This window comes from Streptomyces noursei, assembly GCF_001646665.1.
Taxonomy (GTDB): domain Bacteria; phylum Actinomycetota; class Actinomycetes; order Streptomycetales; family Streptomycetaceae; genus Streptomyces; species Streptomyces lavendulocolor.
Genome location: NZ_LWBU01000090.1, coordinates 50,777 through 67,887 on the forward strand (window position 1 = coordinate 50,777; position 17,111 = coordinate 67,887).

Here is a 17,111-nt window from a genome sequence, read left to right on the forward strand (position 1 = left end):
GGGCGCGCGATGAGGGTGCTGCTGCTCGGTGCCAACGGATTCATCGGCCGCTACGTCGCCGACCGGCTCCTCGCCGACCCGGCCGTCCACCTGACCGCCCTCGGGCGCGGTGACGACGCCGACGTGCGCTTCGACCTCGCGGGCGGCAGCCCCGGCGCGCTCACCAGATTTCTCGACGCGGTGCACCCCGGCGTCGTGATCAACTGCGCCGGGACCACCCGGGGCGGCGCCCGCGAGCTGACCCGGCACAACACCGTCGCCGTCGCCACCGTCTGCGAGGCCCTGCGCCGCAGCGGCTGCGGGGCGCGGATGGTCCAGGTCGGCTGCGCCTCCGAGTACGGGCCCTCGCAGCCCGGGTCGTCCACCGCGGAGGACGCGGTGCCGCGCCCCGGCGGCCCCTACGGCGTGTCGAAGCTGGCCGCCACCGAACTGGTCCTCGGCTCCGGACTGGACGCCGTCGTGCTGCGGGTCTTCTCGCCCGTCGGCCCCGGCACGCCCGCCGGCTCGCCGCTCGGCCGGCTCGCCGAGGCCATGCGGCGCGCCATGCAGACCGGGGACGGCGAGCTGAAGCTCGGCGGCCTCGGCGTGCAGCGCGACTTCGTCGACGTGCGCGACGTGGCGCGCGCCGTGCACGCCGCGTCCCTCTCGGCGGCCCAGGGCATCGTCAACATCGGCACCGGCCGGGCCGTCCGCCTCCGGGACGCCGCCGCCGTGCTGGCCAGGGTCGCCGGGTACGCCGGGTCGCTGCACGAACTGGACGGGCCGCCGGTCAGGCCCGGGCTGTCGGCCGTCGGCGGCATGGCGTCCATCGGTGCCCAGCGCGGCGAGCACGGCCCGGACCACCTGGTGGCCGCGCCGCCCCACCCGTACCCCGACGGCTGCGGCGGCTGGCAGCAGGCCGACGTCCGCACCGCCCGCGACCGGCTCGGCTGGCGGCCCCGCATCAACCTGGAGGAGTCGCTCGCCGACATCTGGATGGAGGCGGCGTGCCGCATCTGACCCGCACGGACACGGCCCTCTCCGCGACCGGCGCGGAGAGGCTCGGGTTCGGCGTCCCCGGCTACGCCCACCCGCTGCTCGCCCCCGTCGAATGGGCGGAGCTGACCCGCCCCGGCACGCCTCTGCACTGGGCCGTCCTCAACGTGGCGGACGGCCCCGGGGCGCGGCCCGACCCGCACTGCCTGGAGGCGGCGGGCAAGCTGCGCAACGCGGGCGTCAAGGTGCTGGGCCACCTCGACCTGCGCCACGGCTCGCGGCCGTTCGGCGAGATCGTCTCCGACGCGCACCGCTTCCTCGACTGGTACCGGGTCGACGGCTACCTGCTGGACCGCTGCCCCGCCGACCGGGCGGACCTGGCCGCCGTGCGGCGCGCCACGGCCACCCTGGAGGTGGTCCTGGAGCACGCCGACGGCGGCCACCTGGTGCTGGGCCACGGCTCCCACCCGTATCCCGGCTACGCCGAGATCGCCGACCAGCTGGTGACCTTCTCCGGGCCGTGGGCGGAGTACCGCTGGTCACAGGTGGCGGAGTGGACCGCCGACCACCCCCCGGAGCGGTTCGTCCACCTCGTCCACGGGGTCCCGCGCACCCACCTCGACGAGGCCGTGCGGATCGCGCGCTGGCAGGGCGCCGGGACGATCTTCTTCACCGACCGCATGGAGGACACCGGACATAACAACCCATTCGCGGCGCTGCCCGGCTACTGGGACGAAATCGTCTCGCAGATCGGACCGGGTGTCTCGGAATGAGAAGGGCCGTGGCAGTGTTACGGGAGAACAACCGTACTGACTACCGACCAACGGAGTCCCCGTGTCGCTGCCACCCCTGGTCGAGCCGGCTGCCGAGCTCACCGTAGACGAGGTCCGCAGGTACTCCCGCCACCTGATCATCCCGGACGTCGGGATGGACGGGCAGAAGCGGCTCAAGAACGCCAAGGTGCTCTGTGTGGGCGCCGGCGGCCTCGGCTCGCCCGCTCTGATGTACCTGGCCGCGGCCGGCGTGGGCACGCTCGGCATCGTGGAGTTCGACGAGGTCGACGAGTCGAACCTGCAGCGCCAGATCATCCACAGCCAGTCCGACATCGGCCGCTCCAAGGCCGAGTCCGCGCGTGACAGCGTGCTCGGCATCAACCCGTACGTGAACGTGATCCTTCACGAGGAGCGGCTCGAGGCCGACAACGTGATGGAGATCTTCGGCCAGTACGACCTGATCGTCGACGGCACGGACAACTTCGCCACGCGCTACCTGGTCAACGACGCGTGCGTGCTGCTGAACAAGCCGTACGTCTGGGGTTCGATCTACCGGTTCGACGGCCAGGCCTCGGTCTTCTGGTCCGAGTACGGTCCCTGCTACCGCTGCCTCTACCCGGAGCCCCCGCCGCCGGGCATGGTCCCGTCCTGCGCCGAGGGCGGTGTGCTGGGCGTGCTGTGCGCGTCCATCGGCTCCATCCAGGTCACCGAGGCGATCAAGGTCCTGACCGGCGTGGGGGACCCGCTGGTCGGCCGCCTGATGATCTACGACGCCCTGGAGATGCAGTACCGCCAGGTCAAGGTCCGCAAGGACCCGGACTGCGCCGTCTGCGGCCAGAACCCGACCGTCACCGAGCTCATCGACTACGAGGCGTTCTGCGGCGTCGTGTCGGAGGAGGCCCAGGAGGCGGCGCTCGGCTCGACGATCACTCCCAAGCAGCTCAAGGAGTGGATCGACGAGGGCGAGAACATCGACATCATCGACGTGCGCGAGCAGAACGAGTACGAGATCGTCTCGATCCCGGGCGCCCGTCTGATCCCGAAGAACGAGTTCCTGATGGGCAGCGCCCTCCAGGACCTCCCGCAGAACAAGAAGATCGTCTTGCATTGCAAGACGGGTGTCCGCAGTGCGGAAGTCCTCGCGGTGCTGAAGTCCGCGGGCTTCGCGGACGCGGTGCACGTGGGCGGCGGCGTCATCGGCTGGGTCAACCAGATCGAGCCGCAGAAGCCGGTCTACTAGGCCACGACGGAAAGGGCCGGACCCCGTGCGGGGGTCCGGCCCTTTTCCGTTCGCCCGCCCGTGACCGGCGCGGGGCCCGTTCAGGAGCAGGTCGTGCCGTTCGGGGGGACCTTGCCGTCCAGCAGGTAGGCGTTGACGGTGTCCCGCACGCAACGGTTGTCGCCGGTGTACGCGCCGTGCCCCTCGCCCTTGAAGGTGAGGAGGACGCCGACGCCCGCCCCCAGCTCGTCCGCCATCTTCTTCGCGCCCTCGTACGGCGTCGCCGAGTCGCCCGTCGTCCCCACCACCAGGATCGGGCCCGCGCCCGGAGCACTCGCCTCCGGTGTGGCGCTCTCGCCCTTCACCGGCCAGTCGGCGCACCACCCGGCCGTGTCCCAGGCCATGAACTCGGCGAAGACCGGCGAGATCCGCCGGAACTCCGGCAGCAGCGCCCTCGCCTGGGCGGCCGTCGGCCGGCTGCTGCTGTCGGCGCACGATATGGCGCGCTGCGAGTGCGCCTGCGTGCCGTAGGTGCCGTCCTCGCCGCGGTCGTTGTACATGTCGGCGAGCCGGAGCAGGGTGTCGCCCCTGCCCGCCTCCGCCTCCTTCAGGCCCTCGGTGAGGTAGGTCCACATCTGCTGGGAGTACAGGGTCTGCGCGATGCCGGTGAGCGCGAGGCTCTGGGTCAGCTCCCGGTCGCCGTCGGTGGGCAGCGGACGGCGGTCGAGCCGCTCCAGCAGCGCGGTCACGCGTGCGTTCCCCGCCGCGGCGCTCTCACCGGTGGACGCGAAGTAGTTGTTCAGCGCCCGCTGGAATCCGGTGGCCTGGTTGCGGGCGTGCCCGGTCGCGTCCGCGGTGGGGTCGACGACCGCGTCGAGGACGGTCCGCCCGACGTTGCGCGGGAAGAGGTGGGCGTAGGTCCCGCCCAGCTGGGTGCCGTAGGAGAAGCCCATGTAGTTGAGCTTCCGGTCGCCCAGCACGTGCCGCACGAGGTCCAGGTCCCGTGCGGTGTTGCTGGTGGTGACGTGTGCGAGGACCTTGCCGGACCGCTCGGCGCAGCCGGCGCCGAAGTCGGCGCCGTCCTTCAGGAAGGCGGCCTCCTCGGCGGGCGTGTCGGGGGTCAGGTCGATCCTGGCGAGGGACGCGGCCTGCTCCTCGCTGTCGCGGCACACCACCGCGGAGCTGCCGCCCACGCCGCGGGGGTCGAACCCGACGAGGTCGTAGCGGGCGCCCAGCTCCTCGAACCCCTGGGCGGCCTGCGGCATGGCGCTGACCCCGGAGGCGCCCGGGCCGCCGAAGTTGAAGAGCAGGGAGCCGATCCGGCGGTCCTTGTAGCGGGCCTCCTTGCGGATCAGCGCGACGGGCAGGGTCTCGCCGTCCGGCTTCGCGTAGTCGAGCGGCACCTTCACGGTCGTACAGCGCCACTCGGGGCCGGGCTTCTCCCCGCCCGGGGGCGCCTCGCACGCGTCCCACCGCGGCTGCTGGCCGGTGAGCGCGGCGGGCAGGGAGTCCATCGCGCCCTCGGACGTACCGCCGGAGCCGGTGCTGCCGGTCCGGCCCGTACCGCCGCCCGGGTCCGTGCCGCCGCTGTCGCAGCCGGTGGCCAGCCCCGCGATCAGCACCGCGGCGACCGCCGCGGCCCCGGCCCGTACCCGCATGGACATGAGTCCCCCCAACTTCTGTACGAACAGCCATCCTAGGCCGGACCGCCGGCGGCGCTACGGGCACACGGTCCCCGACGCGGGGACCGTGCCGTCCAGGAGGTAGCCGTCCACGGCCCGCTTCACGCACGCGTCCCCGCCGTTGTAGGCGCCGTGCCCCTCGCCCCGGTACGTCAGCTCCACGCCGACGCCCTTGCCGAGCGCGTCCGCCATCGCCTTGGCACCCGCGTAGGGGGTGGCCGGGTCACCGGTGTTGCCGATGACGAGGATGGGCGCCGAGCCGGGGGCGCTGACGTCCGGGTGGTCCCAGGTGCCGGGGACGGGCCACTGGGAGCAACTGATCAGGCCCCAGCCGAGGAAGGGCCCGAAGACGGGGGAGGCCTCGCGGAACTCGGGGAGCTTCGCCTTGGCCTGCTCCACGGAGAACCGTTCCTTGTCGTCGACGCAGTTGATGGCGGCGTTGGCCGCCTGGAGGTTGCTGTAGTTGCCGCTCTGGTCGCGGCCGTTCATGGAGTCCGACAGGGCGAGCAGGAGGCCCCCGTCACCGCCGTCGGCCTCGTCGAGGCCCTGCTCGAGGTAGGGCCAGTACTCCTTGGAGTACAGGGCCTGGGCGATGCCGTTGGTGGCCTGCGACTGGGTGAGCATGCGGTCCCCGATGCCGTTGATGGGCTTCTTGTCGAGCTCGGCCAGCAGACCGGTGATGAACCCCTCGATCTCCTTGGCGTCGGAGCCCGGGAGCTTGCAGGCGTCACCGCGCCGGACGCAGTCCTCGGCGAAGTTGTCCAGCGCCAGCTGGAAGCCCTTGGCCTGGCCCAGGGCGCCCTGCTCGCCGGTGCCGGTGGGGTCGACGACGGCGTCGAAGACGGCACGGCCGACGGTTCTGGGGAACAGGTGGGCGTAGACGCCGCCCAGTTCGGTGCCGTAGGAGATGCCGAAGTAGTGCAGCCGGGCGTCGCCGAGGACCTGGCGCATCAGGTCCATGTCGCGGGCGGCGTTGGTGGTGCCGACGTGCGGCAGCACGTCACCGGAGTTCTCCTCGCAGGCCTCGGCGAATTTCTTGAGCCCCTCCTGGTAGGCGGTCTCCTCGCGGGCGTCGTCGGGCGTGGAGTCGAGGGCGAAGAACGCGTCCAGCTCCTCGTCGTCCGCGCACTCCACGCCCTCGCTGCGGCCGACGCCGCGCGGGTCGAAGCTGACCAGGTCGTAACGGGTGCGCAGGGACTCGTAGTCCTTGGCGAAGGAGGGCAGGGCGGTGAGGCCGGAGCCGCCGGGACCGCCGAAGTTGAAGATGAGGGAGCCGATCCGCTTCGCCGGGTCGGACGCCTTGGCCCGGATGAGCGCCAGTTCGACGGTGTCCCCGCCGGGGTCCGCGTAGTCGAGCGGGGCCTGCATGAACGAGCACTCCCACCTGGCGCCGCCCGGGAGGGGGGACGGGGCGGTGCCGGGACCCTCCTGGAGCGAGGGGGCCGGGCACTCCTCCCAGGTGAGCTTCTGGGTGGCCAGCTCCTTGGGCCGGTCCGGATCCCGGCCGCCCTTGTCCCCGTCGCCGGAGCACCCGGCCGCCATCAGCACGGTGGCGGTCGCGGCGGCGAGCACGGCGGCCGGCCGGGTGGCGTGCCGGGCGGGCCGCACGGCGGTACGCCGATGGGTGCGGGTGGCGGCGGACCGGGCGGCGCGGTGGGTCATGGATCCATGGTGCGTCCGGCTCCGGCCGGGCGCCCGCGACGAGGGCCATGCGGGTGGCCGTACGCGGGTACGCGCGCGTGGAGCGGGTTACAGAGCGCCCTTCCTCGTCAGGAAGTTGAACGAGAACCACCCCGGCAGCACCGGCAGCCACAGCGTCATCAGCCGGTAGAGGAGGACGGCGGGCGTCGCGACCTCCAGCGGCATCCCGCCCACACCCACCAGGCCGGCGATCAGCGCACCCTCCACGGCGCCGACACCGCCCGGGGTGGGCGCCGCCGACCCCAGGGCGTTGCCGGCCAGGAAGACCACGGCGAGGCTGGCGTACGTCAGCGGCTGCGCCCCGTGCGAGAACGCCCGGATCGAGGCGTCCAGGCACAGCACGAACGTGGCCGTCAGCAGCAGCATGCCGCCGATGCCGGTCAGCAGCTTCACCGGCCGCTGGAGGACGTCCAGCATGCGCGGCACGACACCCGCGAACAGCGACCGCAGCCGGGTCGAGACGAATTTGCGCAGCCCCGGGACGGCCGTGACCACCAGGACCAGCACCGCGACGGTGAGCAGGCCCGCGATGACCGTCCTGGAGGGGGTGAAGTCCTGGGTCTTCTCCGTCCCCGTCAGGTAGCCGAAGGACAGCAGCAGCAGGATGTGGGCGCCCAGCCCGAACAGCTGCGACGCCCCGACGCTGGCCACCGCGAGGCCGGGCCGTACCCCCGAGCGCTGGAGGAAGCGGGTGTTGAGGGCGACGCCGCCGACCGCCGCCGGGGCGACGATCTTGACGAAGGACCCCGCCACCTGGGCGACGACGGTGCGGCCGAACGACACCCGCTCGGGCACGAAGCCCAGCAGGCTCATGGCGGCCGCCACGTAGCTGAGCGCGGAGAAGAACAGCGCCGCCGAGATCCAGGCCCAGTCGGCCTCGGCGATCGTGGACACCGACAGCGGCGCCTCGGCGATCTGGGAGAGCAGGAAGTACACGGCGATGGCGCCGGCGATGAGGCTGATGAGCGTCCGCGGCCGGATGCGCTCCAGCCGTACGGGCTCCACCGGGGCCTGGGGCCGGATCAGCAGCACCTGCTGGCGGATCTGGGCCAGCAGGTCCTCCTCCCGGACCTCGTCCATCGCCTCGTCCAGGGCCCGCTTCTCGGCCTGCTTGTGGGCGCGCACGGCCTTGCGGTCGGCGCGTTTGTCCTGGTCGCTCTTCTCGGCGTGGCCCTCCAGCCGGGCCTGCTTGGCCGCCTCGGACGCGGCCAGGACGGCCTCGCGCTCCCGCTGCGAGCGCTCCCGGGCGAGTCTGCGCAGCGTGGCGCGGGTGGAGCGGCTGAGCGCGATCGGCTGGAGCAGCGGGAGGCAGTCGGCGACCTTGTCGGGGCCGAGCACCTCGACCGCGGCGGCCACCGCCCGCTTCGCGCCCACCCGCAGGCCCAGGGTGGTGAGGAGCTGCGCGATGTCCATGCGCAGGACGAGGTCGCCGGCGGCGATCTCACCGCCCCGGAGATCTGTGATGATCACTTTGCCGGAACGATCCACCAGAAGGGCGTCGCCGGTCAGCCTGCGGTGGGCGATGCGCCGGGACTGCAGCGCCTTCACCTGCTGCCAGGCGCCCCGCACGACCTCGTCGGTGATCTCCCGGTCCTCCAGCGCGTCCAGCGAACGGCCGCCGAGGTGCTCGTACACCAGCATCACGGCGTCCGGGCCGAGCTCGGCGGTGGCGATCAGCTTCGGTGCGTTGGCGCCGGCCGCGATCGCCGCGTAGGCCAGCAGGGCCTCCTGCTCCAGCGCCTGGCGCAGCGACTGCAGGGAGCGGCGGGTGGTGATGCCGCGCAGGGTCATCCTGCGCCAGACCCGGTAGAAGAACCCCTGCGCCTGCTGTTCGCGGTCGACGACCGTGACGTCGAGCGGAGGGCCCTCCTCCAGCGTCACCAGGTAGCGGCGGCCCCGGTCGCCCTGCTCCGCGGAGTCGGTGACGTCCTCGGCGCGCATCGCCGTGACCGGGCGGAAGCCGACGTGGCGCAGGCCGGCCAGGAGGGTCTGGCCGGTGGGCCGCACGTTGGGCGAGCCGACGGCGTACAGGGTGCCGTAGGCGACGGTCCAGCCGATCAGGATGGTGAGGATGATCGAGAACGGGGTGGTGTAGTCGGCCACCAGCATCGCGAACGCGTCGAGCAGCAGGACCACCCAGAGCGACACCCGCCAGCGGGGCCTGCGGGCCATGCCCACCGCCGTCATGTAGGCGATGACGGGGGCCAGGTAGCCGTGGACGGGGTCGGACAGTCCGCCGCCCGCCTGCGGCTGGGTCAGCGCCTCCTGGATGGTGCTGGGCGCCGCCCTGGCGACCCACAGGTCGGTGGCGAGGGTGACGCCGTGCGCCAGTACGGCGGCGAGGACGCCGTCCGCGATGCGCAGCCCGTCCCGCTTGATCAGCCGTTCGATCGCGAAGGCGACGGGGACGAGCAGGACGGCGATGCTGGAGACGAGTCCGGCGACCTTGACGAAGACGTCGGGAGCCTGGCCGGTGCCCTTGCTGATGTCCTCTTCCAGCCCGGTGGTGGTGGCGTGGGCGAAGGCGGCGATGGCGATGACGACGGCGATGACGAGGATGCCGACGAGCAGGCGCAGCAGGTCGGAGGGCCGGTGGACGCGGGCGGCGAGAAGCGGCTCGTCACCGGAGACGCGGTCGATGTGCCTCTCCGCGTTCACGCATACCGTCTCCTTCGTCTCATTCTTCTCCATCGTCTCAGGAGGCCCCGAAGCGGTCGCCACCTCGGGAGGCCGCACATCCTGCCCCTTCGCCGTATCTGTGTCTTGTTGATCTCGTATCACCGGTCACCGCCCGGAAGATGGTGGCATGACCGGGCGGTACGGGGGGCCATCAGGGTGCATTGCCCGCGTTGTCGGTGGTGTGGTGCAGGATGGACCGGGTGACTGCTGAGGAGCTTCCGGAGTACGCGGAACGGGTGCTGGAAGTCGCCGAGCTGATCCCGCCCGGCCGGGTGATGACGTACGGGGACGTCGCCGAGTGGCTGGGGGAGGGCGGCCCGCGCCAGGTCGGACGCGTCATGGCGCTCTACGGCGGCGCGGTGCCCTGGTGGCGGGTGGTGCGGGCCGACGGCCGGCCCCTGCCCGGCCACGAACCGCGCGCGCTCGGCCACTACCGGGCGGAGGGCACTCCGCTGCGCGAGGCCGCGCGCTCGGCGGAGGACCGCGTACCGCGGCTCGACATGCGCCGGGCCCGCTGGGACGGCCGGGACGGCTCCGGCGGTGACGGCTCCGGCGGTGGTGGCGGCGGCGTCGGCTCCGGAGCGAGTGCGATGGCTCACAGATGACAGCTTCGGCCATGCGGCGGCGCGGCGGGCAGGGTGGGAACCGTGGGCACGACCGTACGGAGTACGCGTAACGTCGTTGCGCGCGGCGTGCTCACCGCACCCCCCTCCCAGCATCCTCAGCACCAGCACACCACCCACCAGGACCGGCGATCCACGTGAGCTCCTCCTCGATTACCACCGGGCGTACGCCATCTCGTGGGCGCACCCCGGGCGCGTACCGACTGGTGCGTACCCCGCCGGCTCCGGTGGACCCCCCTCTCCTGGACGCATCGCAGCGCGCTGTGGTTGACCACCCCGGCGGACCGCTCCTGGTCCTGGCCGGACCGGGGACGGGCAAGACGACGACGCTGGTGGAGGCGGTCGCCGCGCGGATCGCCCGGGGCGCCGACCCGGAGCGCATCCTGGTCCTCACCTTCAGCCGCAAGGCGGCCGTCGAGCTGCGCGACCGCCTGACGGCGCGGATCGGCGGGACGCGCGCCCCCCAGGCCACCACGTTCCACTCCTACTGTTACGCCCTGATCCGCGCCCACCAGGACGCCGACCTCTTCGCCGAACCGCTGCGCCTGCTGTCCGGCCCGGAGCAGGACCTGGCCGTGCGCGAGCTGCTGGCCGGCCAGCTCGACCTGGAGCGGGAGGGCCTGGCCCGCATCCACTGGCCCGACGAGCTGCGGGCGTGCCTGACCACGCGCGGCTTCGCCGACGAGGTGCGGGCCGTGCTCGCCCGCTCCCGCGAGCTGGGCCTCGGCCCGCGCGCCCTGGCGGACTTCGCGGCGCGCACCGGGCGGCGGGACTGGTCGGCGGCGGCCGAGTTCCTCGCCGAGTACCTGGACGTGCTCGACATGCAGGGCGTGCTGGACTACGCGGAGCTGGTCCACCGGGCGGTGCTGCTGGCGGGCTCCGCGCCGCTGCCCCACTACGACGCCGTGTTCGTCGACGAGTACCAGGACACCGACCCGGCGCAGGTCCGGCTGCTGCGGGCACTGGCGGGCGGCGGGCGGACGCTGTACGCGTTCGGCGACCCGGACCAGTCGATCTACGCGTTCCGGGGCGCGGACGTCAACGGGATCCTGGACTTCCCCGGCACGTTCCGCCGCGCGGACGGCACCCCGTCGCCGGTCGCCGTCCTCACCACCTCGCGCCGCTCGGGCGCCGCGCTGCTGTCCGCCACCCGCCTGCTGACCGGCCGGATGCCGCTGCCGCGCCTCCCCGCCGACAAGGCGCGGGCGCACCGGGACCTGGCGGCGGTACGCGGCGGCGGCCGGGTCGAGACGTACACCTTCCCGACCCCCTCCACGGAGGTCGACAACATCGCGGACATCCTGCGGCGCGCCCACCTGGAGGAGGGCGTCCCCTGGAACGACATGGCGGTCCTGGTCCGCGCCGGCGGCCGCACCATCCCCACCCTCCGCCGTGCGCTGACCTCGGCGGGCGTCCCGGTGGAGGTCGACGGCAACGACGTCCCGCTGCGCCACGAACCGGCGGTCGCCCCCCTGCTGGCCGCCCTCCGCGCGGCGGCGGCCCCGGACGCCCCGGTGCGGGCGGACGGGTCGGAGCCCGACGATGCCGAGGGCCGCGGGGGGCCCGACGACCGCGGGGGGCCCGACGAGCACGACGGCCGCGAGGGGCACGGTGAGGCCGCCGGCCGTGAGGGGCCCGACGAGCGCGACGACCGCGAGGAGCCCGACGAGCACGACGAGCACGACGAGCCCGACGAGCACGACGTGGCCGACGGCCGCGAGCAGTCCGACGAGGCCGACGAGTACGCCGAGGCCGACGAGCGCGACGAGCGGGACGACCTCCCGGACGCGAGCCGGCCGTGGCTCGACACCGAGACGGCGATCGGCCTGCTCACCTCGCCGCTCGGCGGCATGGACGCGGCCGACCTGCGCCGCCTGGGGCGCGCGCTGCGGGACGAGGAGCGGGCCGGCGGCAACAAGGTCCCCGCGCCCTCCGACGTCCTGCTCGCCCGCGCGCTCGCCGAGCCCGAGCGGCTCGTCGCGCACGACCCCTCGTACGCCCGCGGCGCCCAGCGGCTCGGGGACCTGCTGCGCCGCACCCGCGAGCTGCTGGCAGGCGGGGGCACCGCCGAGGAGGCCCTCTGGCTCCTGTGGAACGGCACCCCCTGGCCCGCCCGCCTCCAGCGCGCCGCGCTCCGGGGCGGCGCCGCCGGCCGCAACGCCGACCGCGACCTCGACGCCGTGTGCGCCCTGTTCGAGACCGCCGCCCGCGCCGAGGAGCGCACCGGCGGCCGCGGCGCCCTGAACTTCCTGGAGGAGCTCGACGCCCAGGACATCGCCGCCGACACGCTCACCAAACGGCCCGTGCGCCCCGACGCCGTGCGCCTGATGACCGCGCACCGCTCCAAGGGCCTCGAATGGGGCCTGGTCGTCGTGGCCGGCGTACAGGAAGGGCTCTGGCCCGACCTGCGCCGCCGCGGCTCCCTCCTGGAGGCCGACCGCATCGGCCGGGACGGCATCGCCGAGCCGCTCACCCCCGGCGCCCTCCTCGCCGAGGAGCGCCGGCTCTTCTACGTGGCCGCCACCCGCGCCCGCGACCGGCTCGTCGTCACCGCCGTCAAGGCGCCCGCCGACGACGGCGACCAGCCCTCCCGCTTCCTCACCGAACTCGGCGTCGAGCCGAAGGACGTCACCGGCCGCCCCCGCCGCCCCCTCGCCGTCGCCGCGCTCGTCGCCGAGCTGCGCGCCACCACCGTCGACCCCGAGGCGACCCCCGCCCTCCGCGACGCCGCCGCCCGGCGCCTGGCCCGGCTCGCCGCGCTCACCGACGACGAGGGCCAGCCGCTCGTCCCGGCCGCCCACCCCTACCGCTGGTGGGGTCTGTACGAGCCGACCCACGCGACCGTCCCCCTCCGCGACCGCGACCGCCCCGTGGCGCTCTCCGGCAGCGCGCTGGACCAGCTCGCGAACACCTGCGCCCTGCAGTGGTTCCTCGGGCGCGAGGTCAAGGCCGACGCCCCGGCCACCGCCGCCCAGGGGTTCGGCAACGTGGTCCACGTCCTCGCCGACGAGGTCGCCTCCGGCCGCACGCCCGCCGACCTGGCCGTCCTCATGGAGCGGCTCGACTCGGTCTGGGACGCGCTCGCCTTCGACGCCCCCTGGAAGTCCGCCCAGGAGAAGGAGCACGCGCGCGTGGCGCTGGAGAGGTTCCTGCGCTGGCACGTCATGGACCGCGCCGGCCGCACCCCCGCCGCCACCGAGCACGACTTCGACGTCACCCTGGAGGCGGGCGAGTACGAGGTGCGCATCCGGGGCTCCATGGACCGCGTCGAGGCCGACGAGCACGGCCGGGCGTACGTGGTCGACTTCAAGACCGGCAAGTCGGCCCCCACCAAGGACGAGGTCGCCCACCACCCGCAGCTCGCCGTCTACCAGCTCGCCGTCCGCGAGGGCGCCGTCGACGAGGTCTTCGACGGCCGCCGGCCCGAACCCGGCGGCGCCGAACTCGTCCAGCTGCGCCAGGCCGCCCCCAAGAAGGAGGGCGGCGAAGCGCTGCCCAGGGTGCAGGCGCAGGAGCCGCTCGGCGGCGAATGGGTCGGCGACCTGCTGGCGACCGCCGCCGGACGGGTCCTGGACGAGCGCTTCACCCCGTCCACCGGCAAGCACTGCGACCACTGCGCGTTCCGGGCCTCGTGCAGCGCCCGGCCCGAGGGGCGCCACATCGTGGAGTGAGGAGTGTCAGTGGGGCCGGTTAGCCTCGTTGACCGTGACCACTCGCCTCACCGACCCCGAGCAGCTCAAGGAGCTCCTCGGCATCCCGTTCACCCCGGAGCAGACGGCCTGCATCACCGCGCCGCCCGCGCCGCAGGTCATCGTGGCCGGAGCCGGCTCGGGCAAGACGACGGTGATGGCCGCCCGGGTGGTCTGGCTGGTCGGCACCGGCCAGGTCGCCCCCGAGCAGGTGCTCGGCCTGACGTTCACCAACAAGGCCGCCGGCGAGCTGGCCGAGCGGGTCCGCAAGGCGCTGGTCAAGGCAGGGGTGACCGACCCGGACGTCATCGACCCGGACGATCCGCCGGGCGAGCCGCGCATCTCCACGTACCACGCCTTCGCCGGCCAGCTCCTGACCGACCACGGACTGCGCATCGGCCTGGAGCCCACCGCCCGCCTCCTCGCCGACGCCACCCGGTACCAGCTCGCCGCCCGGGTGCTGCGCGAGGCACCCGGCCCGTACCCCGCGCTGACCAAGTCCTTCCCCACCCTCGTCAGCGACCTGCTCGCCCTCGACGCCGAGCTGGCCGAGCACCTGGTCCGCCCCGCCGACCTCCTCCGCCACGACGCCGGGCTGCTCGCCGCCCTCGCGGACGCCCGCCTCACCAACGCCGACCTCCGCAAGGTCCCGGAAGCCGCCGGCGCCCGCCGCGAGCTGACCGGCCTCGTCGTGCGCTACCGCGCGGCCAAGCGCGAGCGCGACCTGCTGGACTTCGGCGACCAGATCGCGCTCTCCGCCGAGCTGGCGCTCACCCGGCCCGAGGTCGGCGCGATCCTCCGCGACGAGTTCCGGGTGGTGCTCCTGGACGAGTACCAGGACACCTCCGTCGCCCAGCGGCTCCTGCTGTCGGGGCTGTTCGGCGGGGGCACTGGACACCCGGTCACCGCCGTGGGCGACCCCTGTCAGGCGATCTACGGCTGGCGCGGGGCGTCCGTCGCGAACCTGGACGACTTCCCCGAGCACTTCCCGCACGCGGACGGCACCCCCGCCACCCGCTTCTCGCTCAGCGAGAACCGCCGCAGCGGCGGTCGCCTGCTGGACCTGGCCAACGGGCTCGCAGAGCCGCTGCGCGCCATGCACGCGGGCGTGGAGGCGCTGCGCCCGGCGCCCGGCGCGGAGCGCGACGGCGCCGTGCGGATCGCGCTGCTGCCCACCCAGGCGGAGGAGCTCGCCTGGCTGGCCGACTCCATCGCCCACCTGGTCCGCACGGGGAAGGAACCCGGCGACATCGCCGTCCTGTGCCGTACCGCCACCGACTTCCCCGAGATCCAGGCCGCCCTCGTCGCCCGGGACGTCCCCGTCGAGGTCGTGGGCCTCTCCGGGCTGCTGCACCTACCGGAGGTCGCCGACCTGGTGGCGGTCTGCGAGGTGCTCCAGGACCCGGGCGCCAACGCCTCGCTCGTACGGCTGCTCACCGGACCCCGCTGGCGGATCGGCGCCCGTGACCTCGCTCTCCTGGGCCGCCGTGCCCGGCTCCTGGTGCACCGCTCCCGGGACGACGGCGACACGGACCCGGACGAGCGGCTGGCGGCGGCGGTCGAGGGCGTCGACCCGGCCGAGGTGGTGTCGCTCGCCGACGCCCTGGACACGTTCCTCGAACCGGCCGGCGAGGACGACGGCCTGCCGTTCTCCGGCGAGGCGAGGGTGCGGTTCGCGCGGCTCGCCACCGAGCTGCGCGACCTGCGGCGCTCCCTGGCCGACCCCCTGATGGACGTCCTGCACCGGGTGCTGGCCACCACGGGTCTGGAGGTCGAGCTGTCCGCCTCCCCGCACGCCCTGGCGGCCCGCCGCCGGGAGACCCTCTCGAACTTCCTCGACATAGCGGCCGGCTTCGCCTCCCTCGACGGCGAGGCGAGCCTGCTGGCCTTCCTCGGCTTCCTGCGCACGGCCGCCCAGTACGAGAAGGGCCTGGACAACGCCCTGCCCGGTGGCGAGAACACCGTCAAGGTCCTGACCGCCCACAAGTCCAAGGGCCTGGAGTGGGACGTGGTCGCCGTCCCGGGCCTGGTCACGTCGCAGTTCCCCAGCACCCGGTCGCGCGAGTCCTGGACGGCCCAGCCGCAGGTCCTGCCGCACGCCCTGCGCGGTGACGCCCCGACCCTCCCGGCGGTCGACGACTGGGACGCCAGGTCGCTGAAGGCGTTCAAGGACGCCATGAGGGACCACCAGCACACCGAGGAGCTGCGCCTGGGGTACGTCACCTTCACCCGCCCCCGCACCCTCCTGCTGGGATCGGCCCACTGGTGGGGCCCGACGCAGAAGCGCCCCAGGGGCCCGTCCCCCTTCCTGCACGCGCTGTACGACCACTGCGCGGCCGGTTTCGGCGAGATCGAGGCCTGGGCGGACGAACCGGACGAGGACGCCGAGAACCCCATGCTCCAGGAGGCCACGGCCGACCGCGCCTGGCCGCTGCCCTTGGACCCGGATTCGCTGGCCCGCCGCCGAGCGGCCGCCGACAAGGTCATGGAGTACCTGGACTCCCTCCCCGAGCCCGGCGCGGACGACCCGGTCTTCCCGCCGGACCCCCCGGCCGACCACGGCCACCCGGTGCCGGAGGCGCCGGACGACCCGGACGCGCACGGCCACCCGGACCCGGACGAGCCCTGGCCCGACGACCTCACCGGCTGGGAGGAGGACTGGGACGACTGGGCGACCGAACCGCCCGCCGCCGACCCCACCGCCGCCGAACCGCCCGCCGGGGACCCCACCGCCGCCGACCCCACCGCCGGAAACCCCTCCGGGGACCCCGCCGCCGGACCCGCGTCCCCGGCGGTGGACGCGGTCGCCGCGCACCCCGACACCGCTGCCGCGCACCCCGACACCGCTGCCGCGCACCCCGACACCGCTGCCGCGCACCCCGACACCGCTGCCGCGCACCCCGACACCGCTGCCGGGCACCAGGCCGCCGCCTCCCGCCCCGGAGACGCCGGCCCCGCCCGGCCCGGCGTCCCCGGCCCTCGCCACGGCGACACCGGGGGTCCGGTGCGCGGGGCGGGGGAGCGGCTCACGCCCGAGGAGGCCCGCACCATCGCCTCCTGGGACCGCGACCTCGACGCCCTCACCGGGGAGCTGCTGCGCGCCCGCGCCACCACCCGTGACGTCCTCCTCCCGGCGTCCCTGTCGGCCTCCCAGCTGCTGCGCCTGGCCTCCGACCCCGACGGCTTCGCGCAGGAGCTGGCCCGCCCCATGCCGCGCCCCCCGCAGCCCGCCGCGCGGCGCGGGACCCGGTTCCACGCCTGGGTGGAGGCCCGGTTCGAGGCCCTGCCGCTGCCCATGCTCGGTCCGGACGAGCTGCCGGGCGGGGAGGTGTACGCGGACGAGCCGGAGATCGCCGACGAGCGGGACCTGGCCGCCCTGAAGGAGGCGTTCGAGAACACCCCGTACGCCCACCGCACCCCCCACCGGGTCGAGGCGCCGTTCCAGCTGGCCCTCGGCGGCCGGGTGATCCGCGGCCGCATCGACGCCGTCTACCGCGAGGCCGACCCGGACACCGGCGCCGTGACGTACGAGATCGTGGACTGGAAGACCAACCGCTCGCACACCGCCGACCCCCTCCAGCTCGCGGTCTACCGGCTCGCCTGGGCCGAGCAGCACGGGCTGCCCCTCGACGCGGTCACGGCCGCGTTCGTCTACGTACGCACCGGGGAGGTCGTCCGCCCCGCCGACCTGCCCGGACGCGACGGGCTCGAACGCATCCTGCTCCTTGGGACGGCGGACGGACCGCCCCCCGACGCCGGATAGGCTCGGG

The 17,111-nt window shown here is 74.2% G+C and carries 9 protein-coding genes; 6 read left to right on the top strand and 3 right to left on the bottom strand.

Features of this window, described 5'->3' with window-relative positions:
* Positions 1-9: 9 nt before the first annotated feature.
* From A4V12_RS07645 to moeZ, 3 genes are all read left to right on the top strand, one after another.
* Positions 10-999: an NAD-dependent epimerase/dehydratase family protein gene (locus tag A4V12_RS07645; RefSeq protein WP_064068470.1), complete on the top strand. Its 990-nt coding sequence runs from the start codon at positions 10-12 to the stop codon at positions 997-999.
* Positions 987-1,748, top strand: a complete 762-nt coding sequence (locus A4V12_RS07650) for a spherulation-specific family 4 protein (RefSeq protein ID WP_064068471.1) — start codon at positions 987-989, stop codon at positions 1,746-1,748. Before A4V12_RS07645 ends, A4V12_RS07650 begins: the two co-directional genes overlap by 13 nt.
* Before the next feature lie 61 nt (positions 1,749-1,809).
* Positions 1,810-2,988, top strand: a complete 1,179-nt coding sequence (gene moeZ / locus A4V12_RS07655) for an adenylyltransferase/sulfurtransferase MoeZ (protein ID WP_064068472.1) — start codon at positions 1,810-1,812, stop codon at positions 2,986-2,988.
* Positions 2,989-3,068: 80 nt separating this feature from the next.
* Here moeZ and A4V12_RS07660 read toward each other — a convergent pair whose 3' ends face one another.
* The 3 genes from A4V12_RS07660 to A4V12_RS07670 all read right to left on the bottom strand — a co-directional run bounded on the left by A4V12_RS07660 (position 3,069) and on the right by A4V12_RS07670 (position 9,041).
* Complete coding sequence (locus tag A4V12_RS07660) at positions 3,069-4,631, bottom strand: alpha/beta hydrolase (RefSeq protein WP_064068473.1); 1,563 nt, start codon at positions 4,629-4,631, stop codon at positions 3,069-3,071.
* Positions 4,632-4,685: 54 nt separating this feature from the next.
* On the bottom strand, positions 4,686-6,191 hold the full coding sequence (locus A4V12_RS07665) for an alpha/beta hydrolase (protein WP_064068592.1): 1,506 nt from the start codon (positions 6,189-6,191) through the stop codon (positions 4,686-4,688).
* A gap of 207 nt (positions 6,192-6,398) precedes the next feature.
* The gene (locus A4V12_RS07670; RefSeq protein WP_079136894.1) at positions 6,399-9,041 is read right to left on the bottom strand and encodes a lysylphosphatidylglycerol synthase domain-containing protein; all 2,643 of its coding nucleotides are present in this window, start codon (positions 9,039-9,041) and stop codon (positions 6,399-6,401) included.
* Positions 9,042-9,220: 179 nt separating this feature from the next.
* On the opposite strand from A4V12_RS07670, the gene A4V12_RS07675 reads away from it, so the two are divergent.
* The 3 genes from A4V12_RS07675 (at position 9,221) to A4V12_RS07685 (ending at position 17,104) form a co-directional block, all read left to right on the top strand.
* The gene (locus tag A4V12_RS07675) at positions 9,221-9,634 is read left to right on the top strand and encodes an MGMT family protein (protein WP_064068475.1); all 414 of its coding nucleotides are present in this window, start codon (positions 9,221-9,223) and stop codon (positions 9,632-9,634) included.
* Between the two features lie 155 nt (positions 9,635-9,789).
* A complete protein-coding gene (locus A4V12_RS07680; RefSeq protein ID WP_079136895.1) occupies positions 9,790-13,323 on the top strand; it encodes an ATP-dependent helicase in 3,534 nt (1,177 codons plus the stop codon).
* Between the two features lie 34 nt (positions 13,324-13,357).
* Entirely contained in the window at positions 13,358-17,104 is a 3,747-nt protein-coding gene (locus A4V12_RS07685; RefSeq protein ID WP_064068593.1) for an ATP-dependent DNA helicase, read from the top strand.
* Positions 17,105-17,111: the final 7 nt, after the last annotated feature.